This window comes from Serratia sp. CY84636 (assembly GCF_052166245.1).
Lineage (GTDB): Bacteria > Pseudomonadota > Gammaproteobacteria > Enterobacterales > Enterobacteriaceae > Serratia > Serratia nevei.
The window spans coordinates 1-26094 of the sequence record NZ_JBJNOX010000022.1; the positions used below are offsets into that span (position 1 = coordinate 1).

The window sequence follows — 26094 nt, forward strand, 5'->3', positions numbered from 1 at the left end:
CACAGATTGTCTGATAAATTGTTAAAGAGCAGTGAGTTAGGCGCTTTCGCTTGCTAACTCGAGGTGGCGTATATTACGCTTTCCTCTTTCAGAGTCAACCCTAATTTTCAGGATTTTTTCTCTTTCTTCCCGGCCGCTGTGTGAAGTGAATCACTTGCGCCGTGTCGATGGAGGCGCATTATAGGGATCCGAGTTTTTTGCACAACCCCTTTTTTGATCTTTTCTTTCTGTTTGCACACTTTTCAGCCCTTCCGGGTGGATCTTGTGCGATCAGGGCCATTTTCCGCAGGATCCGGCGCTGCTGTTGGTTGTAATTCCATCGCCAGAGTCTAGTATTGCCGGTAAATATGATCCCGACGTGAGGCAGCATTATGTCCGATGCAGTACGTTCTTATCTTCAATACACCCCCAAACTCGGTCAGCGCGTCTTGATCGATCCTTCCAGCGTCGTGATCGGCGACGTCGATCTGGCGGATGACGTCAGCATCTGGCCGCTGGTCGCTATCCGCGGCGACGTCAATGCGGTAAAGATCGGCGCGCGCAGCAATATTCAGGACGGCAGCGTACTGCATGTGACTCACCGTTCCGAACACAACCCAGACGGTTATCCCCTGCTGATTGGGGAAGACGTGACCGTGGGCCATAAAGCGATGCTGCACGGCTGCGCCATCGGCAACCGGGTGCTGGTCGGTATGGGCTCGATCCTGTTAGACGGTGTAGTAGTAGAAGACGACGTAATGATTGGTGCCGGCAGTTTGGTGGCACCGGGCAAGCGCCTGGCGAGCGGCTATCTTTATATGGGCAGCCCGGCACGCCAGGTGCGGCCGTTGACCGCCGCCGAGTTGGAGGGATTGCTTTACTCTTCTAACAACTATGTACGCTGGAAAGACGAATACCTGTCGGAAGATATCTGATGGGCGCCCCGTTCCCTATAAAGAGAACGGGGTAGGATTTATGCCGCCAGCTCGCTGCGCAGCTGGCGCAATACCGGCTCGATCTCTGGCATCACTCCGTGCCAAAGCAGAAAAGCATGCGCCGCCTGCCCCACCAGCATACCCAGCCCATCGGCATATTCCGTTGCCCCCCGCTGCTGCGCCCAGGCCAGGAATGGCGTGACGCCCTGCTGATAGAACATGTCATAGCAACGGGTTTTCGCGTTGACTACGCCCGCGGGCAAGGCCGGGATCTCCCCGCTGATGCCGGACGCCGTCGCATTGATCACCAGATCGAACGCTTGCTGATCCAGTTGATCCATCGGCGCCGCCGAGATTTCCCCCAAATGCCGGAAAGCGTGGGCCAACTCTTGAGCCCGGCTGAAGGTGCGGTTGGTGATCGTGAGCCGGCAGCCGAAAGACAGCAGCGGTAGGATCACACCGCGCGCTGCGCCGCCGGCGCCCACCAGCAGAATGCGATCCTGCGGCCGAATCAATTGTTGACGCTGCAGATCGGTCAGCAAACCGACGCCGTCGGTGTTATCCCCCAATAGACCGCCATTCGGCAATACCTTCAGGGTATTGACCGCCCCGGCCATCGCTGCACGCTCGCTCAGCTCGGAGGCGAGCTCATAAGCACGCTCTTTGAAAGGCACCGTGACATTCGCCCCCAGCCCTCCGGCGTGGATAAACGCCTGCAGGCTGGTTTCAAAACCGTCCAACGGTGCCAACACCGCTCCATAAGGATGCTCAATGCCAGTCTGGGCAGCGAACAGCGCATGAATTCGCGGCGACTTGCTGTGACCAATAGGGTTGCCAAATACCGCAAACTTCTCCATGCCCATTACCTCTAGCCCTGACGGATCTGTTCGCCGGTCAGAGCATCTCTGATTTCGGAAGGATTAAGACGGCCACCCACCTCGCCGGCCAATACCGGGAAAGCAGTGCCGAATTGTCGTGTGACTTCATCCGCACTGCGGCACGGCTCCAACCCACTGAGATTGGCACTGGTCGATACCAGTGGCTTGCCGTACTGCCGACACAGCCGCTGCACCAACGGGTGATCGCTAACGCGCACCGCCAGCGAGCTGAAACGCCCGGTCAGTAAACGTGGCGTCTCCGGGCGAGCAGGCAACACCCAGGTTACCGGCCCAGGCCAGCTGGCGAACATCGTCGCGCGCTGCTGTTCGCTGAGCGCACTGTCGTCGATATAAGGCTTAAGCTGCGCATAGTCGGCGGCGATCAGAATCAGCCCCTTTTCCCACGGCCGCTGTTTCAACGCCAGCAGCGCATTGACCGCCTGTTCGCTGTCGGGATCGCACCCCAGGCCGAATACCGCTTCGGTAGGATAGGCAATCACCTGCTGTTGATGCAAAGCATCGATGATAGATACAAGGTTCGGGCTTAATTCTGAGTTCATGATGTGATTATTCTGTAGTCGCGACGGGTTTTCCGCACAGCTTGCTGGCACAGCACAGGACAGGGCCTTTTGCCGTGCGCTTTTCCATCAGCAGCGGATAATGGCAATAGGCACATTCACCGGCGACGGGTTTAACATTGAGGGCAAATTGGCATTCCGGGTAACGATCGCAGGAGTGAAAAACCTTGCCATAGCGCGATTTACGCTGCAGCAGTTTGCCCTGACCGCACTGCGGACAGGTAATGGCGGTTTCGTCAGGCTTATCGATCACTTCAGTATGATCGCACTGCGGATAATCGCTGCAACCGATAAACATGCCATAGCGCCCCTGGCGCAGCACCAACGTCGCCTGGCACTTCGGGCACTGCTGCCCATCCAGCACTTTGACGATATGCCCATCGGCCTGCGCTTTCAGCGGGCGAATATATTGGCATTCAGGGTACTGGGAACAGCCGAGGAAGGGGCCATGGCGACCGCTACGGATCACCAGCTCGGCCCCGCATTCCGGACAGGGTTCATTTTGCCTGGCGGCAAAAATCGCGTTTTTTGTCATAACGTCTTCTATGCGCGTTATCAGCTCAATGCAGATAACCTTCGTTCACTTCAAACAACAGTTCTTCCATTTGCTGATAGGCGCTTTCATATCCGGGGATATTAAACAGCACCATCAACACGACCCATTTCAGATCTTCGAGATCGAATTCCGCATTATCCAAGGCCATAACGCGGTCGATAACCATTTCACGGGTTTCGAGGTTCAATACCTGAATCTGTTCCAGGAACAGGAGAAAACCACGGCAGCCGGCGTCCAAACGCGCGCTCTCCTCTTCGGTATAGATCCGCATCGCCAGCGGATCGGCATCCATAAAGTAAGGCGCATTTTGACCTTCTTGCAGGTCAGCCAACTTCTCAAGCCAATTCAACGCGTTGTAGATATCATCCCGATGAAACCCCGCCTGAGCGAGATCATCAGTCAGTTGATCCTGATCGACGCGCATCTCTGGTTCATTGTGGATATAAGTTTCAAACAAGTACATGAGTACGTCGAACATGGCTTGCCCTCCTTATTCGGACATAGCCGCCGGGTACAGCTGCGATCCAACCTGCTAACTCCAGTTCGAGTAACTTGATTACCACCACTGGCACAGGTTGGCCGGCACGTTCAGCGACGACGTCAACAGGTGTCACCTCATCTCCTACGTTAGCCAACACATCGGCAAATGGCAATTCAACTTCAGCCTGCGACGCACAAATAGTTGTATTTTCGTTCAGTGGCAGCCAGTGAAGGCCGCTTCCCAGCAATTCTGCGATATCTTTAGGCCCGGTGACCAGGTGCGCGCCCTGTTGGATCAGCCAATGTGTCCCCTCGCTCATCGGGTTCCCTAACGGCCCCGGCAAGGCGAACACTTCACGCCCCTGCTCCAGCGCATAGCGAGCCGTCACCAGAGTACCGCTGCGCAACGAGGCTTCTATGACCAGAACGCCCTGGCTCAGCCCGCTGATAATACGGTTACGGCGCGGAAAATGGTCGGCCAGAGGTAAATCAGTGACCAAATGATCTGAAATCACCGCGCCGCCCTGCTCGACAATATGCTCCGCGAGCCTGCGGTGCCGGCGTGGATAAACATTGGCCAGTCCGCTGCCCAGCACCGCTACCGTGCAACCCCCGACCGCCAGCGCTGCGCGATGGCAAATGCCGTCGATGCCGATCGCCAAACCGCTGGTGATGGTGAAACCGCAACGCGCCAATTCCTCGGCGAAATAATTGGCCCAACGCTCACCGTAGTGGCTGAACTGCCGGCTGCCAACCATGGCGAGCTGCGGGCGCAGCAACGCCTGAGGATCGCCCTCGATCAGCAGAAACAGCGGCGCATCGTCGATCTGGGCCAGGCGTTCCGGATAACCGGCCGCTCTGTAGTTCAGCATACGGTGCGCCGGCTCCTCCAGCCAACGCAGGGTCGCGGCCAGATAACCGGGATCCACCTGGTTGAACTGCGTCTGCTGCCGTTCGTCCAACCCTAGCTCATGCAGCACGCGGCGAGGCTCGCACCCCATTTGCGATAGCTGCCGCACGAGCCAGCTGGCCACAACGGTCTGCAGCCCCGTTACCCCTCGCATCCGTAAAGCGATCTCTTCCGGCCGCATCGTCTGTTCCCTCAGCAAAAACGGTGGTATTACCAATCTGAGCAATTGGTGCGCAATGCTGTCAATCAGGCCGGGAAATGTCTAGAATAGAGGTTAAACCTCGTTCATTACTCGGATACAGATCTAAAGATATATGTCAGTCTTGCAGGTATTACATTTCCCAGACGAGCGTCTGCGCAAAGTCGCAGCGCCGGTAAAAGAAGTCAATGCAGATATCCAGCGCATCGTGGATGATATGTTTGAAACCATGTACGCAGAGGAAGGCATTGGCCTGGCTGCGACTCAGGTGGATATCCATCAGCGCATTATCGTGATCGACGTCTCCGAGAATCGCGATCAGCGCCTGGTGCTGATCAACCCGGAACTGCTGGAAAAAAGCGGCGAAACCGGCATCGAGGAAGGCTGTCTTTCCATTCCCGAACAGCGTGCGTTGGTACCCCGTGCCGCGCAGGTGAAGATCCGCGCGCTGGATCGCGAAGGCAAACCTTTCGAGCTGGAAGCGGACGATCTGTTGGCGATCTGCATCCAGCACGAGATGGATCACCTGATGGGTAAACTGTTCGTCGATTACCTGTCGCCGCTCAAGCGTCAGCGCATTCGTCAGAAACTGGAAAAAATGGCCAAGCTTCAAGCCCGCGCCTAACCGATCAGGAAATCAACGTGTCTGACTCTTTACGGATTATTTTCGCCGGAACACCAGACTTCGCAGCGCGTCATCTTGACGCGCTGTTGTCATCTGAGCACCAGATTGTCGGCGTTTTTACCCAGCCCGACCGCCCGGCAGGCCGCGGCAACAAGCTGACGCCAAGCCCGGTCAAAGTACTGGCTGAACAACACCAACTGCCGGTCTTTCAGCCCAAATCGCTGCGCCCCGAAGAAAACCAACGCCTGGTGGCCGATCTCCACGCCGACGTGATGGTGGTGGTTGCCTACGGGCTGATCCTGCCGCAGGCGGTGCTGGATATGCCGCGTCTCGGTTGCATCAACGTACATGGCTCGCTGCTGCCTCGCTGGCGCGGCGCGGCACCGATCCAGCGTTCGCTCTGGGCCGGCGACAGCGAAACCGGCGTGACCATCATGCAGATGGACGTCGGTCTCGATACTGGCGACATGATGCACAAGATTGCCTGCCCGATTGAGAGCAGCGATACCAGCGCCAGTCTCTACGACAAGCTGGCACAGCTCGGCCCGCAGGGCATGCTGACTACGCTGCGCCAAATGGCAGACGGCAGCGCCACCCGCGAAGTGCAGGACGAAGCGCTGGTCACCTACGCAGAGAAGCTGAGCAAAGAAGAAGCCCGTCTGGACTGGAATCTGTCCGCCGCTCAGTTAGAGCGTTGTATCCGCGCCTTCAACCCTTGGCCGGTCAGCTACTTCACCATCGACGATCAACCGGTGAAAGTGTGGCAAGCCAGCGTACTGACGCAAAGCACCAACGTGGAGCCAGGCACCGTTGTCCATGCCGACAAGCACGGCATTCAGGTGGCGACCGCCGACGGCATCCTCAATCTGATCCAACTGCAGCCCGCCGGCAAGAAACCGATGTCGGCGCAAGACCTTTTAAATTCACGTCGTGAATGGTTTACCCCGGGTAACCGGCTGTAAGTCACCCCACTGCCCGGCCGTTCATCGCCGGGCCGTTATTTTCTTAATGCCGATCGTTATCAGCTTCAGCCTATGAAAAATAATTACAATCTCCGCAGCATCGCTGCCAAAGCCATCGGCCAGGTGCTGGATCAAGGGCAGTCGCTCAGCACCGTCCTGCCGGCGCTCCAAACCACCATCAGCGATAAAGATCGCGGGTTGCTGCAGGAACTGTGTTTCGGCACGCTGCGCGTGCTGCCGCAGCTCGAATGGTGCATTCAGCAATTGATGGCCAAGCCGCTGACCGGCAAGCAGCGCACGCTGCACTATTTGCTGATGGTCGGCCTGTATCAGCTGCTGTATACCCGTATCCCGGCGCACGCCGTATTGGCGGAAACCGTGGAGGGCGCGGTAGCGCTGAAACGCCCGCAGTTGAAAGGCCTGATTAACGGCGTCTTGCGGCAATTCCAGCGCCAGCAGGAAGAGCTGCTACAGCGCGCCGCCAACAATGACAGCCGCTATCTGCACCCAAGCTGGTTGCTGAAACGCCTTCAACAAGCCTATCCCGCCAACTGGGAACAGATCGTCGACGCCAATAACCAGAAGCCACCGATGTGGCTGCGCGTCAACCGCCTGCATCACACCCGGGAAGCTTATCTGCAGTTGTTGACCGACGCCGGCATCGCCGCAGAACCTCACGCAGACTATGCCGATGCAGTGCGTTTGCTGGCGCCTTGCGCCGTGACCGATCTGCCTGGGTTCGCCGACGGCTGGGTCACCGTGCAAGATGCCTCAGCCCAGGGCTGTGTCGATCTATTGGATCCGCAAGACGGTGAACAGATCCTCGATTTGTGCGCCGCGCCTGGCGGCAAAACCACGCATATTCTGGAAGCGGCACCGAAAGCGCACGTCATGGCGGTCGATATCGACGAACAGCGCCTGGCGCGGGTGAAAGAAAACCTGCAGCGCCTGCGTTTGCATGCCGAAGTTAAGCTGGGTGATGGCCGCACCCCGCAGCAATGGTGCGGTGACAAGCAGTTCGACCGGATCCTGCTGGACGCGCCTTGTTCCGCCACCGGCGTGATCCGCCGTCACCCCGACATCAAATGGCTGCGCCGCGATCGCGACATCGCCGAACTCGCCGCGCTGCAGGCCGACATCCTGGAAGCCGTCTGGCCCCATCTGAAATCGGGCGGCGTGATGGTTTACGCGACCTGCTCTATCCTGCCGGATGAAAACAGCAGCCAGATCGCCGCGTTCTTGCAGCGCCACGCCGATGCCAAACTGGTTGAAACCGGTGATGCGCAGCGGCCAGGACGGCAGAATATCCCGCATCCCGAGGACGGCGATGGCTTCTTTTACGCTAAGCTGATTAAAATGTAATGCTTCGGGGCGTGCACGCGCGCCCTAAGTCTTTCAGTGTGAAGCAGAGAACACGATGAAAATAATTATTCTTGGTGCCGGTCAGGTTGGCGGGACGCTGGCGGAAAACCTGGTGGGTGAAAACAACGATATCACCGTCGTCGATACCGATTCCGGTCGTCTGCGTCAGCTGCAGGATAAATTCGATCTGCGCGTGGTTCAGGGGCACGGCTCTCACCCTCGAGTGCTGCGCGAAGCCGGCGCGGAAGACGCCGACATGCTGGTCGCCGTCACCAACTCCGACGAAACCAACATGATCGCCTGCCAGATCGCCTATTCTCTGTTTAATACCCCCAACCGTATCGCCCGTATCCGCGCGCCGGAATATATCCGCGAGTCGGAGAAACTGTTCCTGCCGGAAGCGGTGCCGATCGACCATCTGATTTCACCGGAACAGTTGGTCATAGACTATATCTACAAGCTGATTGAGTACCCCGGCGCGTTGCAGGTGGTCAATTTCGCCGAAGGCAAGGTCAGCATCGCCGCGGTTAAAGCCTATTACGGTGGCCCGCTTGTCGGCAATGCGCTCTCTTCGATGCGCGAACACATGCCACATATCGACACCCGCGTCGCCGCAATTTTCCGCCAGGACAGACCTATCCGGCCGCAAGGCTCGACCATTATCGAAGCCGGTGATGAAGTCTTCTTCGTCGCCGCATCACAACACATCCGCGCGGTGATGAGCGAACTGCAGCGGCTGGAAAAACCGTATAAGCGCATCATGATCGTCGGTGGCGGCAACGTCGGCGCCGGCCTGGCCGCCAAGCTGGAAAAAGACTACAACGTCAAACTGATCGAGCGAAACCAGCAACGCGCCGCCGAACTGGCCGAGCAGCTGCACGATACCATCGTGTTCTACGGCGATGCCTCCGACCAGGAGCTGCTGGCCGAAGAGCACGTCGAACAAGTGGATGTCTTCATCGCTATCACCAACGACGATGAGGCCAACATCATGTCCGCCATGCTGGCCAAGCGCATGGGCGCCAAGAAGGTAATGGTATTGATCCAGCGCCGCGCCTATGTCGATCTGGTGCAAGGCAGCGTGATCGATATTGCCATTTCCCCCCAACAGGCGACCATCTCCGCCCTGTTGGGGCACGTGCGCAAAGCGGATATCGTCAGCGTTTCGTCACTGCGCCGCGGCGTGGCGGAAGCGATCGAAGCGATTGCCCACGGCGATGAAAGCACGTCCAAAGTGGTCGGCCGCATCGTCGAAGACATCAAGCTGCCACCAGGTACCACCATCGGTGCGATCGTACGTGGCGACGACGTTATCATCGCCAATGGCAACAGCAAAATCGAACAGGGCGATCACGTCATCATGTTTATTACCGACAAGAAATTCGTGCCGGACGTTGAACGCTTGTTCCAACCGAGCCCGTTCTTCTTGTAGAACGAATTTATTAGGCGATGGTCTATAATCGCGTAGTTGTTCTCTGCCTTGGGGGAGATAAAACTTCTCTCCTTTTGTGGCAAAGGGAAATTGCTTTGTTAAACTTGAGTTATTAATTCTGCAAGGGGTGCGTTCTATGAGTATGTTGAAAGAGTTTCGCGAATTTGCCATGCGTGGCAACGTGGTCGATTTGGCCGTCGGTGTGATTATCGGTGCTGCATTCGGTAAGATTGTTTCGTCCTTCGTGGCCGATATCATCATGCCACCTCTGGGCCTACTGATCGGCGGCGTCGACTTTAAACAGTTCCATCTGGTTTTACGTGAAGCTCAGGGCGCCGTCCCGGCGGTGGTAATGAACTACGGTTCATTCATTCAAACCGTATTCGACTTCGTGATTGTCGCCTTCGCCATCTTCCTCGCGATTAAATTGATGAACAAAATGCGCCGCAAGCAGGAAGAAGCCCCGGCAGCGCCGCCAGCACCTACCGCAGAAGAGAAACTGCTGACGGAAATCCGTGACCTGCTGAGCCAGCAACAACAGCCAAAACTGTAAAACAGCGTTTGGTTACGCCAATAAAAAGCCACCTGACGAAGGTGGCTTTTTTAATGCCTTAAAACCAGAAGGCCAGTGGTAACTGATCGTTTGATCGTTTACCACTGGCCTCCCAGTTACCGCCTTTGTTGTGTTTTTCTTTACGCCGATAGCTGCCTTTGCCTTTCACATTCTTTTCTACTCGTTGACGGAATAGCGGATCATGCAGCAGCGCCTCAATGGCGTTATCTTGAATCTGACCTTTAGTGTGACGATATTTCGTCATAATAATGCTCCTGTAAAAGGTGGGGTAATAAAACGGGGCGATAATACTGCCGGCGGTATAAAAATTAAAGTGCCGTCAGCAATCTTTTTTGCCTTTTTCATCGCTGGCGCCCTGTTCCAAGGCCTCCAGAATAGAGCAATAATTGCTGGTATGGGCAGTGCCGCAGCAGGCATCACTCAGCCGCTTCAGCGATTCGCGCATACGAGTCAGCTCCGCCAACTTGCTTTCCACTTCGCTCAGGCGCGCATCGACGATCGACTTCGACTCTTGGCAGGTATGATGCTCAGGATCGACGCGGATCGACAGCAGTTCGGCGATCGTTTCCAGAGTAAACCCCAGCTGCTTGGCATAGCGAATGAAGCGCAGCCGCTGCAGATCCTGCTCGGTGTAGAGCCGATAACCGCCCTCAGTACGGACATTGTGATCCATCATGCCCTGCTTTTCATAGTAACGCACGGTATCCGGCGTTACTTCGGCAAGCTTGGCCAACTGACCTATCTTGAACATTACTTCTCCTCCCGGGTGAATTTGCCGTCCAATGCACGCTGATATTCGCCATGCAAGAAATCCGTACTCATCCCGGCCTGACGTAATCGATGCTCCAGCAGCGCCATGCGTTTACTGAATTCGACATAGTCCGGATGCTCACTGCTAATCCCTTGCAGCAAGCGAGCAACGGTCAACGCCTCTTTGCGATCTTCCAGCTCCGGTGGCAGGTAACCGGCATTTTTCAGCAGACGATAACCGGCGCGTAGCTCAGCCGGCACCGCGCTGTCATCTTCCAGCGCCAACGGTTGGCCCTGGCCGGGCAGATTGTCGAACTCGCCTTTATCCTGGGCCTCAAGGATATGACGTTCCGCCCATTGATCGAGCAACCCCATGACAGACAGCCTCGGTAAGCCTAATGATGAAACCTTAGCATAGCGGATAGGGGCAGGGATCTTAAGCGCAGCGGGAGAATTACGCATATTTGGCTGGGTTTGGACGTAAAAAAACCGGGCAAGCCCGGTTTTTTTACGCGTCTACAGATTACTCTGCAGTTGCTACTTCTGCTTGAGACTCAGCACGATCAACCAGCTCGATGTATGCCATCGGCGCGTTGTCGCCTGCGCGGAAGCCACACTTCAGAATGCGAGTGTAACCACCGGCACGGCTCGCGAAACGCGGGCCCAGCTCGTTAAACAGTTTTGCCACGATCTCGTTATCACGAGTACGGGCGAATGCCAGACGACGATTAGCTACGCTGTCGGTCTTGGCAAGAGTAATCAGCGGCTCAACAACGCGACGCAGCTCTTTTGCTTTTGGCAGGGTCGTCTTGATGATCTCATGACGAACCAAAGAGCCGGCCATGTTACGGAACATAGCCTGGCGATGGCTGCTGTTACGGTTCAGTTGACGACCACTCTTACGATGGCGCATGACCTTATCCTTCTCAGTAAAACCTTAACCTGTGATCCGGTTACTCGTCAGCAATGCTTGCCGGCGGCCAGTTTTCCAGGCGCATGCCCAGAGACAGACCACGTGAGGCCAGCACGTCTTTAATCTCGGTAAGAGATTTTTTACCCAGGTTTGGCGTTTTCAGCAACTCAACCTCGGTACGCTGTACCAGATCACCGATGTAGTGGATAGCTTCTGCCTTGAGGCAGTTAGCAGAGCGGACAGTCAATTCCAGATCGTCAACAGGGCGCAGCAAGATCGGATCGAACTCTGGTTTCTCTTCTTTAACTTCCGGCTGACGTACATCACGCAGGTCAACGAAAGCTTCAAGTTGTTCAGCCAGAATGGTGGCCGCACGGCGGATCGCCTCTTCAGGATCGATCGTGCCATTGGTCTCCATCTCGATGACCAGCTTATCCAAGTCAGTACGCTGTTCTACACGCGCAGCTTCAACATTGTAGGCGATACGCTCTACAGGGCTGTAGCAGGCGTCAACCAACAGACGACCGATTGGGCGCTCATCTTCTTCCGAATGAATTCGGGCAGAAGCCGGCACATAACCGCGACCGCGCTGAACTTTGATACGCATGCTGATAGCCGCGTTCTCATCAGTCAGGTGGCAAATCACGTGCTGAGGCTTGACGATTTCGACATCACCATCATGGGTGATGTCGGCAGCGGTCACAGGGCCAATGCCAGATTTATTCAGGGTAAGAATAACTTCGTCTTTGCCTTGAACTCTCACCGCCAGCCCTTTCAGGTTGAGCAGGATCTCCAGGATATCTTCCTGTACGCCTTCTTTGGTGCTGTACTCATGCAGTACACCATCAATCTCAACCTCGGTCACCGCGCAACCCGGCATAGATGAAAGCAGAATACGGCGCAGTGCGTTGCCAAGAGTATGGCCAAAGCCACGCTCTAAAGGCTCAAGGGTCACCTTGGCGTGCGTCGAACTGACTTGCTCGATATCTACCAGGCGCGGTTTTAGAAACTCTGTCACAGAACCCTGCATTGTGTCCTCTCTTTGGTACTAAGCTTTACTTGGAGTAAAGCTCGACGATCAGGTGTTCGTTAATGTCCGCAGACAGATCGGTACGTTCAGGCATACGCTTGAACACGCCTTCCATCTTAGCAGCATCAACTTCCAGCCAAGTCGGCTTTTCACGCTGCTCAGCCAGCTCCAGAGAAGCTTTAACACGAGACTGCTTTTTAGCTTTCTCGCGGATGCTGACTACGTCATTCGGAGATACCTGATAAGAAGCGATGTTAACAACGTGACCGTTTACCATAACTGCTTTGTGGCTAACCAGCTGACGTGACTCTGCACGAGTAGCGCCGAAGCCCATACGGTAAACAACGTTGTCCAGACGACCTTCCAGCAGCTGCAACAGGTTTTCACCGGTGTTGCCCTTCAGGCGGGTTGCTTCTTTGTAATAGTTACGGAATTGACGCTCCAGAATGCCGTACATACGGCGAACTTTCTGCTTCTCACGCAACTGAACACCGTAATCAGACAGACGCGGTTTACGCGCACCGTGCTGACCAGGTGCTTGTTCAATTTTACACTTGGAATCGATCGCGCGAACGCCAGACTTAAGGAACAGGTCTGTGCCCTCACGACGGCTCAGCTTGAGCTTAGGACCCAAATATCTTGCCATTTTCTTTCTCCAACAATCCTAAAAGCTGCGTTACACGCGGCGCTTTTTCGGCGGACGACAACCGTTATGAGGGATCGGAGTCACATCAGTAATATTAGTGATGCGGAAACCAGCCGCGTTCAGAGCGCGGATAGTAGACTCACGACCAGGACCAGGTCCTTTAACCATAACTTCCAGGTTCTTGATACCGTATTCTTTTACTGCGTCAGCACAACGTTCTGCTGCAACCTGTGCTGCGAACGGAGTGGACTTACGAGAACCACGGAAACCGGAACCACCGGCTGTTGCCCAACCCAAAGCATTACCCTGACGATCAGTGATGGTAACGATGGTGTTGTTGAAAGAAGCATGGATATGAGCCACGCCGTCAGAGACTTGCTTTCTTACACGCTTACGTGTACGAACAGGTGCCTTTGCCATTATTCAATAACCCCGATTATTTCTTGATCGGCTTGCGCGGACCCTTACGGGTACGAGCGTTGGTCTTGGTGCGCTGACCGCGTACCGGCAGACCACGACGATGACGCAAACCACGATAGCAACCAAGGTCCATAAGACGCTTGATGCTCAGGGTAATTTCACGACGCAAATCACCCTCAACGGTGTATTTGGCAACTGCATCACGAAGCTTTTCGATTTGCTCTTCAGACAGCTCACTGATCTTAACATTTTCAGCAATACCCGTGGATGCACAGATAGCCTGTGAACGGGTTTTACCGATACCGAAGATCGACGTTAAGGCGATAACGGTATGTTTATGATCAGGAATGTTAATGCCTGCTATACGGGCCACTATGCACTCCTACTATTTTATACAGCAACACCATTCTGAAAAGCCCGTTTTCAGGATACTCAAATAGTGTTGCAGTGCGACATACAAAAGATTGGCTGGCTAATCTAGCCAGCTCAACCCAACTTTGCAAGAAAAATATGCGAGATAATCAGCCTTGACGCTGTTTATGCTTCGGCTCGGCGCTGCAAATCACACGAACGACACCGTTACGCTTAACGATTTTGCAGTTACGACATAATTTCTTGACGGAAGCACGAACTTTCATTTTTACTCTCCGTAACTTCTCAAACGAATCTGACTAGCGGTTATAGCCTTTCAGATTTGCTTTCTTCAATGCAGACTCGTACTGACTTGACATCATCAGAGTTTGCACTTGAGCCATAAAGTCCATGATGACGACAACCACGATCAGTAGCGAGGTACCACCAAAGTAGAATGGTACTTTCATTGCATCACGCATGAACTCCGGGATCAGGCAGATGAAAGTAATGTACATCGCGCCCACCAGGGTTAAACGCGTCATTACTTTATCGATATACTTCGCCGTTTGCTCTCCCGGACGAATTCCTGGTACGAAGGCACCGGACTTCTTCAGGTTATCTGCTGTCTCACGCGGGTTGAAGACCAACGCCGTGTAGAAGAAACAGAAGAAGATGATTGCAGACGCATAGAGTAACACATAAAGCGGTTGCCCTGGCTGCAAATACAGCGAAATCGTAGTCAGCCAGTTCCAACCGGTACCGCCCCCAAACCATGATGCAATCGTGGCCGGGAACAGAATAATGCTGGAAGCGAAAATCGCCGGGATAACACCCGCCATGTTCACTTTCAACGGTAAGTGTGTACTCTGTGCTGCATAAACACGACGACCTTGTTGACGCTTCGCATAGTTAACGACGATACGACGTTGACCACGCTCGATGAAAACAACGAAGAAGGTTACTGCAAACACCAATACTGCAACCAACAGCAGCAGGAGGAAGTGCAGGTCGCCTTGCCGCGCTTGCTCGATAGTATGGGCCACTGCCGGCGGGAGCCCCGCTACAATACCCGCGAAGATAATGATCGAGATACCGTTGCCGATACCGCGCTCAGTAATCTGCTCACCCAGCCACATCAGGAACATTGTCCCGGTCACCAGGCTCACAACCGCAGTAAAGTAGAATGCAAAGCCTGGGTTTAACACCAGGCCCTGCATACCAGGCATATTCGGCAGACCGGTAGCAATACCGATCGACTGGAATATGGCCAATACCAGCGTACCGTAACGGGTGTACTGGCTAATCTTGCGACGGCCAGCCTCCCCTTCTTTCTTGATTTCCGCCAACGCTGGATGAACCACCGTCAGCAGCTGGATAATGATCGACGCCGAGATATACGGCATGATCCCCAGAGCAAAGATAGAAGCACGGCTGAGGGCACCACCAGAGAACATGTTAAACATTTCAATGATAGTGCCTCTCTGCTGCTCAAGCAATTTGGCAAGCACAGTGGCATCGATACCAGGAATCGGAATGAAAGAGCCGATACGGAAGACAATCAGCGCGCCGATTACAAACAAAAGTCTGCGCTTCAGCTCGCCGAGCCCGCCTTTAGCACTTTGAAAATCTAATCCTGGTTGCTTAGCCATCTGCTACTTATTCCTCAATTTTACCGCCAGCAGCCTCGATAGCAGCACGAGCGCCTTTGGTGACACGCAGACCACGCAGGGTTACCGGACGAGCGACTTCGCCAGAAAGTACAACTTTCGCGAATTCGATCTGGACACCAACTACGTTAGCGGCTTTCAGCGCGTTCAGGTCGATAACATCGCCTTCAACCAGAGCCAGTTCAGACAGACGAACTTCTGCCGTGATCATCGCTTTGCGTGAAGTGAAGCCGAATTTCGGCAGACGACGGTACAGAGGCATCTGACCACCTTCGAAACCACGACGTACGCCACCGCCAGAACGAGACTTCTGACCTTTGTGACCACGGCCGCCGGTTTTACCCAGGCCAGAACCAATACCACGACCTACACGCTTAGGCGCATGCTTGGCACCTTCAGCCGGAGACAGAGTATTTAAACGCATCTGTTACTCCTCAACTTTAACCATGTAGGAAACCAGGTTGACCATACCGCGAACAGCAGGAGTATCCTCGCGCTCTACGGTGTGACCAATACGACGCAGACCCAGACCGAGCAGAGTAGCTTTATGCTTCGGCAGACGGCCAATTGAGCTGCGAGTTTGTGTAACTTTAATAGTCTTAGCCATGGTCAATTACCCCAGAATGTCGGCAACGGATTTACCACGCTTAGCAGCGACCATTTCAGGAGACTTCATATTCGCCAGAGCGTCGATAGTTGCACGAACCACGTTGATCGGGTTAGTGGAACCATAAGCTTTAGCCAATACGTTGTGCACCCCAGCAACTTCGAGAACGGCGCGCATTGCACCACCCGCGATGATACCGGTACCTTCATGAGCAGGCTGCATGAACACGCGAGAACCCGTGTGAGCGCCCTTAACAGGGTGCTGCAGGGTGCCGCTGTTCAGCGCGACGTTCATCATGTTGCGACGGGCTTTTTCCATCGCTTTCTGGATCGCTGCTGGAACTTCGCGTGCTTTGCCGTAGCCAAAACCAACGCGACCGTTACCATCACCAACTACAGTCAGTGCGGTAAAGCTGAAAATACGGCCACCTTTTACGGTTTTAGATACGCGGTTTACCGCGATCAGCTTTTCCTGCAGTTCGCCAGCTTGTTTTTCGATGTGAGCCATCTTAAACCTCTTCCTTAGAACTGAAGGCCAGCTTCACGGGCAGCATCTGCCAGTGCCTGGACTCGACCATGATATTGGAAACCGGAACGGTCAAAGGATACTTTCGCAATCCCTTTTTCCAACGCGCGCTCAGCCAGAGCTTTACCTACGGCTGCTGCTGCGTCTTTGTTACCGGAATACTTCAGTTGCTCCGCGATAGCTTTTTCTAAAGTAGAAGCGGCTACCAGTACTTCAGAACCGTTTGGAGCAATCACCTGTGCGTAAATGTGACGCGGGGTACGATGTACCACCAGGCGGGTTGCACCCAGCTCTTGGAGCTTGCGGCGTGCGCGGGTCGCACGACGGATACGAGCAGATTTCTTATCCATAGTGTTACCTTACTTCTTCTTAGCCTCTTTGGTACGCACGACTTCGTCGGCGTAACGAACACCTTTACCTTTGTAAGGCTCAGGACGACGGTAAGCGCGCAGATCTGCTGCTACCTGGCCAATAACCTGCTTATCAGCGCCTTTCAGCACGATTTCAGTTTGGCTTGGGCATTCAGCAGTGATACCTGCCGGCAACTGGTGATCGATAGGGTGAGAGAAGCCCAGGGCCAAATTCACCACGTTGCCTTTAACGGCAGCACGATAACCAACACCTACCAGTTGAAGCTTTTTGGTGAAGCCTTCGGTAACACCAACAACCATTGCGTTCAGCAGAGCGCGCGTGGTACCCGCTTGAGCCCATGCGTTAGCAAAACCTTCGCGCGGAGCGAAAGTCAGTGCGTTAGCTTCTTGCTTCACTTCAACGGCGTCGTGGATAGTACGAGTCAACTCGCCGTTTTTACCCTTAATCGAAATAACCTGACCGTTGAGTTTTACCTCTACGCCGGCAGGAATGACGACGGGTGCTTTTGCAACACGAGACATTCTTTCCTCCCGAATTAAGCTACGTAGCAGATAATCTCGCCACCAAGACCAGCCTGGCGAGCTGCACGATCGGTCATAACACCTTTAGAGGTAGAAACAACAGCGATACCCAAACCGGCCATAACTTTTGGCAGCTCATCTTTTTTCTTGTAGATGCGCAGACCTGGACGGCTGATACGTTGAATGCTTTCTACCACAGCTTTGCCCTGGAAGTACTTCAGTACCAGTTCCAGAACAGGCTTGGCGTCGCCTTCGATTTTGAAATCTTCAATAAAACCTTCTTCCTTCAGCACGTTGGCAATTGCCACTTTCAGCTTGGAGGAAGGCATGGTGACCGCAACTTTGTTCGCGGCTTGACCGTTACGGATACGGGTCAGCATATCCGCGATCGGATCTTGCATGCTCATCTGTCTTTACTCCCGTGATTCAATTGGTAATTACCAGCTAGCCTTTTTCAAGCCTGGTACTTCACCGCGCATAGCGGCTTCACGAAGCTTAATACGGCTCAACCCGAATTTGCCCACATAACCATGTGGACGGCCAGTTTGGCGGCAGCGTTTACGCTGACGAGACGGGCTGGAATCACGCGGCAGAGTTTGCAGCTTGAGAACGGCATCCCAACGATCTTCATCGGACGCGTTCACATCAGAGATAATAGCTTTCAGTTCAACGCGTTTTGCAAAGAACTTGTCAGCTAATTTCACGCGCTTGACTTCGCGTGCTTTCATTGATTGCTTAGCCATCAGTAACCCTGCCTTACTTGCGGAACGGGAAGTTAAAAGCAGCCAGCAGCGCGCGGCCTTCATCATCAGATTTCGCAGTAGTGGTAATGGTAATATCCAAACCACGAACGCGATCGACTTTGTCGTAGTCGATTTCTGGGAAGATGATTTGCTCACGCACGCCCATGCTGTAGTTGCCACGGCCATCGAATGACTTGGCGGACAGGCCACGGAAGTCACGGATACGTGGAACAGCAATGGAGATCAGACGCTCAAAGAACTCCCACATGCGTTCGCCACGCAGAGTTACTTTACAGCCGATCGGATAGCCCTGACGGATTTTGAAGCCTGCAACAGATTTGCGGGCTTTGGTGATCAACGGTTTTTGACCGGAGATGGCTGCCAGGTCCGCTGCGGCGTTATCCAGCAGTTTCTTGTCAGCAATCGCTTCACCAACACCCATGTTCAGGGTGATCTTCTCGACCCGAGGGACTTGCATGACAGAGTTGTAATCAAACTGAGACATCAGTTGTTTGACTACCTCGTCTTTGTAGTAATCATGCAGTTTCGCCATCGTATTACTCCAAATTACTTGATAGTTTCGCTGTTAGATTTGAAGAAACGGACTTTTTTGCCCTCTTCGAATCTAAAGCCTACACGGTCAGCCTTGCCGGTAGCCGCGTTGAAGATAGCAATGTTAGAAACCTGAATTGCAGCTTCTTTTTCAACAATGCCGCCTGGTTGGTTCAGAGCCGGAACCGGCTTCTGGTGTTTCTTAACCAGGTTGATGCCTTCAACAATGACCTTGCCAGCAGACAGGACATTTTTTACTTTACCGCGCTTACCTTTGTCTTTCCCGGTAATCACGATAACTTCGTCATCACGACGGATCTTCGCTGCCATGTTCGCTCCTTAGAGTACTTCTGGTGCCAGAGAGATAATTTTCATGAACTTCTCATTACGCAGTTCACGAGTTACCGGCCCAAAAATACGCGTACCGATTGGCTGCTCGCTGTTATTGTTCAAAATAACGCATGCATTGCCATCGAAGCGAATGACAGAACCGTCCGGGCGACGTACACCCTTCTTGGTGCGCACCACTACCGCCTTCAGAACATCGCCTTTCTTCACCTTACCGCGAGGAATTGCTTCCTTGATGGTAATTTTGATGATGTCGCCGACGCCTGCGTAGCGACGGTGCGAGCCACCTAGAACCTTGATACACATTACGCGACGTGCACCGGAGTTGTCGGCGACGTTCAGCATAGTCTGTTCTTGGATCATTTTAGTGCTCCGCTAATGTCAACTACTACTTTAAAGACCCAAGTAAAAATTAGGCCGTTGAAAAGCCCCATAACCGAGGGCGCAGCATTATAACACCGCTTACTTGGTATGGGTAGAAAAAATAAACGGCTCATTTTCTGAGCCGTTTATTAAGTGAGAGCCAGCTACTCTATTACAGAATCGCTTTCTCTACAACGCGAACCAACGTCCAGGACTTAGTCTTGGACAGTGGGCGGCATTCGCGGATTTCCACCACGTCGCCGGTACCACATTCGTTGTTCTCGTCATGTACGTGCAGCTTGGTCGTACGTTTGATGAATTTCCCGTAGATCGGGTGCTTCACAGTACGCTCGATAGCAACAACGATGGATTTCTCCATTTTATCGCTAACAACACGACCCTGCAGGGTACGGATAACTTCAGTCATTTACACACCCGCCTTTTGAGTCAGTAAAGTCTTAACGCGTGCGACGTCACGACGCACTTGTTTCAACAGGTGAGTTTGTTGCAGCTGGCCACTGGCCGCCTGCATGCGCAAGTTGAATTGCTCACGCAGCAGGTTGAGCAGCTCGGCATTCAGCTCTTCAACGCTTTTTTCACGCAGCTCTTGTGCTTTCATTACATCACCGTCTTAGTTACAAAGGTGGTTTTGATCGGCAGTTTCGCTGCTGCCAGTTTGAATGCCTCGCGGGCAACCTCTTCTGGCACGCCGTCCATTTCGTACAGGACCTTACCAGGCTGGATCAGGGCAACCCAATACTCCACGTTACCCTTACCTTTACCCATACGCACTTCCAGCGGCTTCTCGGTGATCGGTTTGTCCGGGAATACACGGATCCAGATCTTGCCTTGACGCTTAACTGCACGAGTCATTGCACGACGAGCTGCTTCGATTTGACGAGCAGTCAGACGGCCACGGCCAACAGCTTTCAGACCGAAAGTGCCGAAGCTAACATCCGTACCTTGCGCCAGACCACGGTTGCGGCCCTTGTGCACCTTACGGAATTTTGTACGCTTTGGTTGTAACATCAGCGACTCTCCTTACTTGCGGCCTTTACGCTGCTGCTTTTTAGGTTGAGCAGCCGGTTCCGGTTGTTCAACTGCAGCCATACCACCCAGGATCTCACCTTTGAAGATCCATACCTTAACGCCGATTACACCATAAGTGGTGTGCGCTTCAGATGTGTTGTAGTCGATGTCCGCACGCAGAGTGTGCAATGGAACACGACCTTCGCGGTACCATTCGGTACGTGCGATTTCAGCGCCGCCAAGACGGCCGCTTACTTCAACTTTGATACCTTTAGCGCCAAGACGCATTGCGTTCTGTACTGCACGCTTCATAGCACGACGGAACATAACGCGACGTTCCAGCTGAGAAGTGATGCTGTCAGCAACCAATTTAGCGTCGAGTTCCGGTTTACGGACTTCGGCGATGTTGATCTGTGCAGGAACGCCAGCGATGTCCGCTACGACCTTGCGCAGTTTTTCGACGTCTTCACCTTTCTTGCCGATAACGATGCCTGGGCGAGCAGTGTGAATGGTCACACGGATGCTCTTCGCAGGACGCTCGATAACGATGCGAGAAACGGAAGCTTTCGACAGTTCCTTAGTCAGGAATTGACGAACTTTAAAGTCGCTGTCCAGGTTGTCAGCGAATTCTTTGGTATTCGCATACCAAGTAGAGTTCCAAGGTTTGACAATACCCAGGCGAATACCATTAGGATGTACTTTCTGACCCATTGCTAGTCTCCAGAGTCTCAGCGATCGGACACAACCACAGTAATGTGGCTGGTGCGCTTCAGGATGCGATCTGCACGACCTTTTGCACGCGGCATAATGCGCTTCATGCTTGGGCCTTCGTCTACGAAGATTTTCGTAACTTTCAGATCATCGATGTCAGCGCCATCGTTGTGTTCTGCGTTAGCAATGGCAGACTCCAGCACTTTCTTAACCAGACCAGCAGCTTTCTTGTTGGTGTAGGTCAGAGTTTCCAGAGCTTGCGACACTTTCTTACCGCGAATCAGGTCAGCAACAAGGCGAACCTTCTGAGCAGAAGAACGAGCGTGGCGATGTTTAGCGATAGTTTCCATCTCTTCCTCCTACCTTAGCGCTTTTTAGCTTTTTTATCAGCCGCATGGCCGCGATAAGTACGAGTCGGCGCGAATTCACCCAGTTTGTGACCGACCATTTCATCGGAAACGAACACTGGTACGTGCTGACGACCATTATGGACAGCGATGGTCAAACCGATCATGTTAGGAAAGATCGTTGAACGACGGGACCAAGTGCGCAAAGGCTTCTTGTCACCGCTTTCCACCGCTTTCTCTACCTTCTTCAGCAAGTGCAGGTCAATAAAAGGACCTTTCTTGAGAGAACGTGGCATGGCTTATCCTCTAATTATTTTTTGCTACGGCGACGTACGATGAACTTATCAGTACGCTTGTTGCTACGGGTCTTCTTACCTTTGGTCTGAACGCCCCACGGAGTTACCGGGTGCTTACCAAAGTTACGACCTTCACCACCACCGTGCGGGTGATCTACCGGGTTCATCGCCGTACCGCGAACGGTAGGACGAACACCACGCCAACGTGCAGCACCTGCTTTACCCAGAACGCGAAGCATGTGTTCAGCGTTACCGACTTCACCCAGGGTGGCGCGGCAATCAGCTGGAACTTTACGCATTTCGCCGGAGCGCAGACGCAGAGTTACGTAGGAACCATCACGAGCAACGATCTGAACGTAGGCGCCAGCGGAGCGAGCCATCTGGCCGCCTTTACCTGGTTTCATTTCTACGTTGTGAACCGTTGAACCAACTGGAATGTTGCGCATCGGCAGGGTGTTACCCGCTTTGATTGCAGCATCAACGCCAGATTGAATCTGGTCACCAGCTTTCAGGCCTTTCGGCGCCAGGATGTAACGGCGTTCGCCGTCTTTGTACAGAACCAGCGCGATGTTCGCGGAACGGTTCGGATCGTACTCCAGACGCTCAACCACAGCAGGGATACCGTCTTTGTTGCGCTTGAAGTCAACCAGACGATAATGTTGCTTGTGGCCACCACCGATATGACGGGTGGTGATACGGCCATTGTTGTTACGACCACCGCTTTTGCTCAGTTTTTCCAGCAGCGGGGCATAAGGTTTACCCTTGTGCAGCTCAGGGTTAACCACTTTAACAACGTGGCGACGACCCGGAGATGTAGGTTTACATTTAACAATTGCCATTGTTCTTACTCCTCCGACTTACTCTGCGCCGCCGATGAAGTCCAGATTCTGGCCTTCTTTCAGGGTGACGTAAGCTTTTTTCCAGTCGCTACGACGACCAACACGCTGACCGTGACGCTTCACTTTCCCTTTAACTACCAGGGTGTTCACGTCTTTGACTTCGACTTCAAACAGTTTCTGCACTGCAGCTTTGATTTCTGCTTTGGTCGCGTCTTTGGCAACTTTGAGAACGATGGTGTTGCTTTTTTCCATCGCAGCGGATGCTTTTTCAGATACGTGCGGTGCACGCAGCACTTTCAGCAAACGTTCTTCACGGATCATGCCAGCATCTCCTCAACTTGCTTCACAGCATCAGCAGTCATAACCACTTTGTCGAAGGCGATCAGGCTAACCGGATCGATACCTGCTACATCGCGCACGTCAACCTTGTACAGGTTGCGAGCTGCCAGGAACAGATTCTCATCCAGTTCACCGGTCACGATCAGCACGTCTTCCAGAGCCATATCTTTCAGTTTCTGTGCCAGCAGCTTAGTTTTAGGCGCTTCTACAGAGAACTTCTCGACAACGATCAGACGATCTTGACGTACCAGTTCGGACAGGATGCTTTTCAGCGCGCCGCGGTACATCTTTTTGTTTACTTTCTGACTGTGGTCCTGTGGCTTAGCAGCAAAGGTCACGCCGCCTGAACGCCAGATCGGGCTCTTTACAGAACCTGAACGCGCACGGCCGGTGCCTTTCTGACGCCATGGCTTTTTGCCGGAACCAGTTACTTCAGCACGGGTCTTCTGAGCACGGGTACCTTGACGGGCACCTGCTGCATAAGCAACAACAACCTGGTGTACCAGCGCTTCGTTGAAATCACGACCGAAGGTAGTTTCGGAAACAGTCAGCGCGCTTTGCGCGTCTTTCAATACTAATTCCATTGCTATCCCCTTACGCCTTCACAGCTGGTTTAACGATCAGGTTGCCACCGGTTGCGCCCGGTACAGCACCCTTAACCAGCAGCAGGTTGCGCTCAGCGTCAACACGTACTACGTCCAGGCTTTGAACGGTTACGCGCTCATCACCCAGGTGGCCAGCCATTTTCTTGCCTTTGAACACTTTGCCCGGAGTCTGGTTCTGACCGATAGAACCCGGAACGCGGTGAGACAAGGAGTTACCGTGGGTAGCGTCTTGGGTACGGAAGTTCCAGCGCTTAACAGTGCCAGCAAAACCTTTACCTTTAGAAGTACCGGTAACATCGACTTTTTTAACGTCAGCGAAGATTTCTACGCTAATTTCCTGACCTGCAGCGAATTCTTGACCTTCTTCCAGGCGGAATTCCCACAGACCACGGCCAGCTTCAACGCCAGCTTTAGCGAAATGGCCCGCTTCCGGCTTGGTTACACGGTTAGCTTTTTTGCTACCAGTGGTAACCTGAACGGCACGGTAACCGTCGGTGTCCAGGCTTTTAACCTGAGTCACGCGGTTCGCTTCAATTTCAATTACGGTTACTGGGATAGAAACGCCATCTTCAGTGAAGATACGGGTCATACCCACTTTTTTACCGACTAAACCAATCATTGTTTCAACCTCTCAATCGCTCAATGACCTGATTAACCCAGGCTGATCTGCACGTCTACACCGGCAGCCAGATCCAGACGCATCAGAGCATCAACGGTTTTCTCGGTTGGCTCAACGATGTCAACCAGACGCTTGTGAGTGCGAATCTCGTACTGATCGCGCGCGTCTTTGTTAACGTGCGGAGAGATCAGAACGGTAAAGCGCTCTTTGCGAGTTGGCAGCGGGATCGGACCACGGACTTGCGCACCAGTGCGCTTTGCAGTCTCGACGATTTCCGCGGTTGATTGATCGATCAGACGATGATCAAACGCTTTCAGGCGGATACGGATTCTTTGGTTCTGCATGAGACCAGAGCTCCAATTATTTATAAACGTAAATAATTACTCCTCACACCCATTTCGATTGATGGGGGAGTGTAATCGTCAACATATAACCCCCATATCGGGAGTATTGTTCGAAAGGCAAAAAAGGCCTGCCAATCGACTGATTCGCTAAAATCAGGCTTACCAAGATTAGGTAAGCCCGCGCATTATACGCAAAATGGCCCAGGAAGCAAGCCGCAGTTGGAAATATGCTCAGGAAATCGTCATTTTTGCGCGTTCAGCGGCAGTCGCGAGATGAGGACGGCTAACAGGGTATGAATTATGCTTGGCGGGGAAGCTCCCCTGCCCCACCGTAAAAACGGTCGCCGGCAGGAGAGACGATGACGAACGGAAGACAGGCTTACTCTTTGCGCTCTAGAACCTGGGCCTGGGCATAGTTTTGAATACCGAGGCGAGCGATCAGATCCAGCTCGGTTTCCAGCCAGTCGATATGCTCTTCTTCATCGGCCAGGATATCGATCATCAAATCGCGGCTGACGTAATCATGAATCGAGTCGGCATAGGCGATACCTTCACGCAGGTTTTTAGCGCCTGCCAGCTCCAGCGCCAGATCGGAACGCAGCATCTCTTCAATGTCTTCGCCGATGTTCAGCTTGCCGAGATCCTGCAGGTTAGGGAGCCCTTCCAGGAACAGGATACGCTCGATGTAGCGATCGGCATGCTTCATTTCGTCGATCGACTCGTGGTATTCCTTGTCGTTGAGGCGCATTAAGCCCCAATTCTTGAACATGCGGGCGTGCAGGAAATATTGATTGATGGCAACCAGCTCGTTGCCGAGCAGCTTGTTGAGGTGAGCAATGATCTTTTTATCGCCTTTCATAGGTAACTCCTCCTGGCCAGTTCTAAAAGTGTAGAACCTGTAAGCCAAGAGTCAAAAATAACCTTACCCTTTGTTAGGCAACTTCATGCATTGGGATGATAGTTCCGCGTTCCTCCACCATAATCTGTCTTGCCTGACGAATGCACTTTCCACAATCGGTACCAATCGGCACAAGTTCACGCAGCTGCTTCATGGTATGGGGATTGTGCTGACGCACCGCATTACGGATCGCTTTGTCAGTCACCGCATTACACAGACATACATACATAGAGAGACTCACTTCTTAACCAATGCATTGAGTCTAAATAGGAATGGTTTTTATTTCAATTAAGATTTGAACAAATTGCATAAAAAAAGGGCACCGAAGTGCCCTTTTTGTGTCGAAAAATTATTCGCGATTAAGCGATAACTTTAGCAACAACACCAGCGCCTACAGTACGGCCGCCTTCACGGATTGCGAAACGCAGACCGTCGTCCATCGCGATTGGGTGAATCAGGGTTACAACCATGTTCACGTTGTCGCCTGGCATTACCATCTCTACGCCTTCTGGCAGTTCGATGGTACCGGTCACGTCAGTAGTACGGAAGTAGAACTGTGGACGGTAGCCTTTGAAGAATGGCGTGTGACGACCACCTTCATCTTTGCTCAGGATGTACACTTCAGATTCGAACTGGGTGTGCGGCTTGATGGAGCCTGGCTTAGCCAGTACCTGACCACGTTCGATTTCTTCACGTTTGATACCACGCAGCAGAACACCTACGTTCTCACCAGCACGGCCTTCGTCCAGCAGTTTGCGGAACATTTCAACGCCAGTACAGGTAGAC

Annotated in this window: 45 protein-coding genes; 6 read left to right on the forward strand and 39 right to left on the reverse strand. The window is 53.3% G+C overall.

The annotated features are described in order from the left end of the window. Positions 1-371 precede the first annotated feature (371 nt). The gene (locus ACJ8QI_RS24680; RefSeq protein WP_004929699.1) at positions 372-914 is read left to right on the forward strand and encodes a gamma carbonic anhydrase family protein; all 543 of its coding nucleotides are present in this window, start codon (positions 372-374) and stop codon (positions 912-914) included. A 38-nt stretch (positions 915-952) separates the two neighbouring features. Here ACJ8QI_RS24680 and aroE read toward each other — a convergent pair whose 3' ends face one another. From aroE to dprA, 5 genes are read right to left on the reverse strand one after another with little or no spacing between them, the layout of a single operon-like run. Further along, entirely contained in the window at positions 953-1771 is an 819-nt protein-coding gene (gene aroE / locus ACJ8QI_RS24685; RefSeq protein ID WP_087762906.1) for a shikimate dehydrogenase, read from the reverse strand. 11 nt (positions 1772-1782) lie between these two features. After that, positions 1783-2352 carry an L-threonylcarbamoyladenylate synthase type 1 TsaC gene (tsaC, locus tag ACJ8QI_RS24690; protein WP_047729720.1) on the reverse strand — a complete coding sequence of 190 codons (570 nt, stop codon included), beginning with the start codon at positions 2350-2352 and terminating at the stop codon, positions 1783-1785. Positions 2353-2359: 7 nt separating this feature from the next. Continuing rightward, positions 2360-2905 (reverse strand): DNA topoisomerase family protein, encoded by a 546-nt coding sequence (locus tag ACJ8QI_RS24695; protein WP_019456195.1) that lies wholly within the window; start codon positions 2903-2905, stop codon positions 2360-2362. A gap of 25 nt (positions 2906-2930) precedes the next feature. Continuing rightward, positions 2931-3404 carry a DUF494 family protein Smg gene (gene smg / locus ACJ8QI_RS24700; protein ID WP_033650013.1) on the reverse strand — a complete coding sequence of 158 codons (474 nt, stop codon included), beginning with the start codon at positions 3402-3404 and terminating at the stop codon, positions 2931-2933. Continuing rightward, positions 3376-4497 (reverse strand): DNA-protecting protein DprA, encoded by a 1122-nt coding sequence (dprA, locus tag ACJ8QI_RS24705; RefSeq protein ID WP_442533200.1) that lies wholly within the window; start codon positions 4495-4497, stop codon positions 3376-3378. The genes smg and dprA overlap by 29 nt, the downstream gene beginning before the upstream one ends. A 133-nt stretch (positions 4498-4630) precedes the next feature. Between dprA and def the strand changes: the two genes are divergently transcribed. From def to mscL, 5 genes are all read left to right on the forward strand, one after another. After that, positions 4631-5140, forward strand: coding sequence for a peptide deformylase (gene def, locus ACJ8QI_RS24710; protein WP_015379260.1), 510 nt, complete (start codon positions 4631-4633; stop codon positions 5138-5140). A 17-nt stretch (positions 5141-5157) separates the two neighbouring features. Then, complete coding sequence (gene fmt / locus ACJ8QI_RS24715) at positions 5158-6102, forward strand: methionyl-tRNA formyltransferase (RefSeq protein WP_412008493.1); 945 nt, start codon at positions 5158-5160, stop codon at positions 6100-6102. Between the two features lie 72 nt (positions 6103-6174). Further along, complete coding sequence (gene rsmB / locus ACJ8QI_RS24720; RefSeq protein WP_089186527.1) at positions 6175-7464, forward strand: 16S rRNA (cytosine(967)-C(5))-methyltransferase RsmB; 1290 nt, start codon at positions 6175-6177, stop codon at positions 7462-7464. A gap of 55 nt (positions 7465-7519) precedes the next feature. Then, positions 7520-8896 carry a Trk system potassium transporter TrkA gene (gene trkA, locus ACJ8QI_RS24725; protein ID WP_004929716.1) on the forward strand — a complete coding sequence of 459 codons (1377 nt, stop codon included), beginning with the start codon at positions 7520-7522 and terminating at the stop codon, positions 8894-8896. 136 nt (positions 8897-9032) lie between these two features. Further along, positions 9033-9449 carry a large-conductance mechanosensitive channel protein MscL gene (mscL, locus tag ACJ8QI_RS24730; protein WP_025304493.1) on the forward strand — a complete coding sequence of 139 codons (417 nt, stop codon included), beginning with the start codon at positions 9033-9035 and terminating at the stop codon, positions 9447-9449. Between the two features lie 58 nt (positions 9450-9507). On the opposite strand, the gene ACJ8QI_RS24735 is transcribed toward mscL, so the two are convergent. From ACJ8QI_RS24735 to ACJ8QI_RS24900, 34 genes are all read right to left on the reverse strand, one after another. Beyond that, positions 9508-9714, reverse strand: coding sequence for an alternative ribosome-rescue factor A (locus ACJ8QI_RS24735; protein ID WP_100396735.1), 207 nt, complete (start codon positions 9712-9714; stop codon positions 9508-9510). A gap of 75 nt (positions 9715-9789) precedes the next feature. After that, positions 9790-10221, reverse strand: coding sequence for a Zn(2+)-responsive transcriptional regulator (gene zntR, locus ACJ8QI_RS24740; RefSeq protein ID WP_336844546.1), 432 nt, complete (start codon positions 10219-10221; stop codon positions 9790-9792). After that, positions 10221-10595 (reverse strand): DUF1992 domain-containing protein, encoded by a 375-nt coding sequence (locus tag ACJ8QI_RS24745; protein ID WP_308345378.1) that lies wholly within the window; start codon positions 10593-10595, stop codon positions 10221-10223. Before ACJ8QI_RS24745 ends, zntR begins: the two co-directional genes overlap by 1 nt. A 148-nt stretch (positions 10596-10743) precedes the next feature. Beyond that, positions 10744-11133, reverse strand: coding sequence for a 50S ribosomal protein L17 (gene rplQ / locus ACJ8QI_RS24750; RefSeq protein WP_004929726.1), 390 nt, complete (start codon positions 11131-11133; stop codon positions 10744-10746). 40 nt (positions 11134-11173) lie between these two features. Further along, positions 11174-12163, reverse strand: coding sequence for a DNA-directed RNA polymerase subunit alpha (locus tag ACJ8QI_RS24755; RefSeq protein WP_002919219.1), 990 nt, complete (start codon positions 12161-12163; stop codon positions 11174-11176). A 25-nt stretch (positions 12164-12188) separates the two neighbouring features. After that, the gene (gene rpsD, locus ACJ8QI_RS24760; protein WP_025304496.1) at positions 12189-12809 is read right to left on the reverse strand and encodes a 30S ribosomal protein S4; all 621 of its coding nucleotides are present in this window, start codon (positions 12807-12809) and stop codon (positions 12189-12191) included. A gap of 30 nt (positions 12810-12839) precedes the next feature. Continuing rightward, complete coding sequence (gene rpsK / locus ACJ8QI_RS24765; protein ID WP_004929731.1) at positions 12840-13229, reverse strand: 30S ribosomal protein S11; 390 nt, start codon at positions 13227-13229, stop codon at positions 12840-12842. Positions 13230-13245: 16 nt separating this feature from the next. Then, positions 13246-13602 (reverse strand): 30S ribosomal protein S13, encoded by a 357-nt coding sequence (gene rpsM / locus ACJ8QI_RS24770; protein WP_004929734.1) that lies wholly within the window; start codon positions 13600-13602, stop codon positions 13246-13248. Between the two features lie 148 nt (positions 13603-13750). Next, a complete protein-coding gene (rpmJ, locus tag ACJ8QI_RS24775) occupies positions 13751-13867 on the reverse strand; it encodes a 50S ribosomal protein L36 (protein ID WP_002227352.1) in 117 nt (38 codons plus the stop codon). Between the two features lie 33 nt (positions 13868-13900). Further along, positions 13901-15232, reverse strand: a complete 1332-nt coding sequence (secY, locus tag ACJ8QI_RS24780) for a preprotein translocase subunit SecY (protein WP_004929740.1) — start codon at positions 15230-15232, stop codon at positions 13901-13903. Between the two features lie 7 nt (positions 15233-15239). After that, entirely contained in the window at positions 15240-15674 is a 435-nt protein-coding gene (rplO, locus tag ACJ8QI_RS24785; protein WP_004929742.1) for a 50S ribosomal protein L15, read from the reverse strand. A gap of 3 nt (positions 15675-15677) precedes the next feature. Beyond that, the gene (rpmD, locus tag ACJ8QI_RS24790; RefSeq protein ID WP_048232028.1) at positions 15678-15857 is read right to left on the reverse strand and encodes a 50S ribosomal protein L30; all 180 of its coding nucleotides are present in this window, start codon (positions 15855-15857) and stop codon (positions 15678-15680) included. 6 nt (positions 15858-15863) lie between these two features. Beyond that, a complete protein-coding gene (gene rpsE / locus ACJ8QI_RS24795) occupies positions 15864-16364 on the reverse strand; it encodes a 30S ribosomal protein S5 (protein ID WP_004929747.1) in 501 nt (166 codons plus the stop codon). A 14-nt stretch (positions 16365-16378) separates the two neighbouring features. Then, a complete protein-coding gene (gene rplR, locus ACJ8QI_RS24800) occupies positions 16379-16732 on the reverse strand; it encodes a 50S ribosomal protein L18 (RefSeq protein ID WP_004929748.1) in 354 nt (117 codons plus the stop codon). Between the two features lie 9 nt (positions 16733-16741). Further along, complete coding sequence (gene rplF / locus ACJ8QI_RS24805; protein WP_004929751.1) at positions 16742-17275, reverse strand: 50S ribosomal protein L6; 534 nt, start codon at positions 17273-17275, stop codon at positions 16742-16744. Between the two features lie 14 nt (positions 17276-17289). Further along, positions 17290-17682 (reverse strand): 30S ribosomal protein S8, encoded by a 393-nt coding sequence (gene rpsH / locus ACJ8QI_RS24810; protein ID WP_004929753.1) that lies wholly within the window; start codon positions 17680-17682, stop codon positions 17290-17292. Between the two features lie 30 nt (positions 17683-17712). Next, a complete protein-coding gene (gene rpsN, locus ACJ8QI_RS24815; protein ID WP_019456186.1) occupies positions 17713-18018 on the reverse strand; it encodes a 30S ribosomal protein S14 in 306 nt (101 codons plus the stop codon). 13 nt (positions 18019-18031) lie between these two features. Beyond that, positions 18032-18571, reverse strand: a complete 540-nt coding sequence (rplE, locus tag ACJ8QI_RS24820; RefSeq protein ID WP_004929756.1) for a 50S ribosomal protein L5 — start codon at positions 18569-18571, stop codon at positions 18032-18034. Between the two features lie 14 nt (positions 18572-18585). Next, a complete protein-coding gene (gene rplX, locus ACJ8QI_RS24825) occupies positions 18586-18900 on the reverse strand; it encodes a 50S ribosomal protein L24 (protein ID WP_019456185.1) in 315 nt (104 codons plus the stop codon). A 9-nt stretch (positions 18901-18909) separates the two neighbouring features. Next, on the reverse strand, positions 18910-19281 hold the full coding sequence (gene rplN, locus ACJ8QI_RS24830; RefSeq protein WP_000613954.1) for a 50S ribosomal protein L14: 372 nt from the start codon (positions 19279-19281) through the stop codon (positions 18910-18912). A 172-nt stretch (positions 19282-19453) separates the two neighbouring features. Further along, positions 19454-19708, reverse strand: a complete 255-nt coding sequence (gene rpsQ, locus ACJ8QI_RS24835) for a 30S ribosomal protein S17 (RefSeq protein WP_004929760.1) — start codon at positions 19706-19708, stop codon at positions 19454-19456. Next, entirely contained in the window at positions 19709-19900 is a 192-nt protein-coding gene (rpmC, locus tag ACJ8QI_RS24840; protein ID WP_004929762.1) for a 50S ribosomal protein L29, read from the reverse strand. It abuts the gene before it with no gap. Continuing rightward, positions 19900-20310, reverse strand: a complete 411-nt coding sequence (rplP, locus tag ACJ8QI_RS24845; RefSeq protein ID WP_004929764.1) for a 50S ribosomal protein L16 — start codon at positions 20308-20310, stop codon at positions 19900-19902. Before rplP ends, rpmC begins: the two co-directional genes overlap by 1 nt. Before the next feature lie 12 nt (positions 20311-20322). Then, on the reverse strand, positions 20323-21021 hold the full coding sequence (gene rpsC, locus ACJ8QI_RS24850) for a 30S ribosomal protein S3 (protein ID WP_004929766.1): 699 nt from the start codon (positions 21019-21021) through the stop codon (positions 20323-20325). Between the two features lie 17 nt (positions 21022-21038). Next, entirely contained in the window at positions 21039-21371 is a 333-nt protein-coding gene (gene rplV, locus ACJ8QI_RS24855; RefSeq protein ID WP_002223844.1) for a 50S ribosomal protein L22, read from the reverse strand. Positions 21372-21385: 14 nt separating this feature from the next. Continuing rightward, the gene (gene rpsS, locus ACJ8QI_RS24860; RefSeq protein ID WP_004929772.1) at positions 21386-21664 is read right to left on the reverse strand and encodes a 30S ribosomal protein S19; all 279 of its coding nucleotides are present in this window, start codon (positions 21662-21664) and stop codon (positions 21386-21388) included. 14 nt (positions 21665-21678) lie between these two features. After that, positions 21679-22503, reverse strand: a complete 825-nt coding sequence (gene rplB, locus ACJ8QI_RS24865) for a 50S ribosomal protein L2 (protein ID WP_004929775.1) — start codon at positions 22501-22503, stop codon at positions 21679-21681. A gap of 18 nt (positions 22504-22521) precedes the next feature. Continuing rightward, positions 22522-22824 (reverse strand): 50S ribosomal protein L23, encoded by a 303-nt coding sequence (gene rplW, locus ACJ8QI_RS24870; protein WP_004929776.1) that lies wholly within the window; start codon positions 22822-22824, stop codon positions 22522-22524. Further along, positions 22821-23426, reverse strand: coding sequence for a 50S ribosomal protein L4 (rplD, locus tag ACJ8QI_RS24875; protein WP_004929779.1), 606 nt, complete (start codon positions 23424-23426; stop codon positions 22821-22823). Before rplD ends, rplW begins: the two co-directional genes overlap by 4 nt. 10 nt (positions 23427-23436) lie before the next feature. Next, positions 23437-24066, reverse strand: coding sequence for a 50S ribosomal protein L3 (gene rplC / locus ACJ8QI_RS24880; protein WP_015379265.1), 630 nt, complete (start codon positions 24064-24066; stop codon positions 23437-23439). A gap of 32 nt (positions 24067-24098) precedes the next feature. Continuing rightward, positions 24099-24410 carry a 30S ribosomal protein S10 gene (rpsJ, locus tag ACJ8QI_RS24885; protein WP_001181005.1) on the reverse strand — a complete coding sequence of 104 codons (312 nt, stop codon included), beginning with the start codon at positions 24408-24410 and terminating at the stop codon, positions 24099-24101. A gap of 379 nt (positions 24411-24789) precedes the next feature. Then, complete coding sequence (gene bfr / locus ACJ8QI_RS24890; RefSeq protein ID WP_060424586.1) at positions 24790-25269, reverse strand: bacterioferritin; 480 nt, start codon at positions 25267-25269, stop codon at positions 24790-24792. Between the two features lie 73 nt (positions 25270-25342). Beyond that, positions 25343-25537 (reverse strand): bacterioferritin-associated ferredoxin, encoded by a 195-nt coding sequence (gene bfd, locus ACJ8QI_RS24895; RefSeq protein ID WP_015379266.1) that lies wholly within the window; start codon positions 25535-25537, stop codon positions 25343-25345. A gap of 130 nt (positions 25538-25667) precedes the next feature. Beyond that, positions 25668-26094 (reverse strand): EF-Tu/IF-2/RF-3 family GTPase (locus tag ACJ8QI_RS24900; RefSeq protein WP_338405059.1); only part of this gene is annotated, 427 nt, incomplete at its 5' end.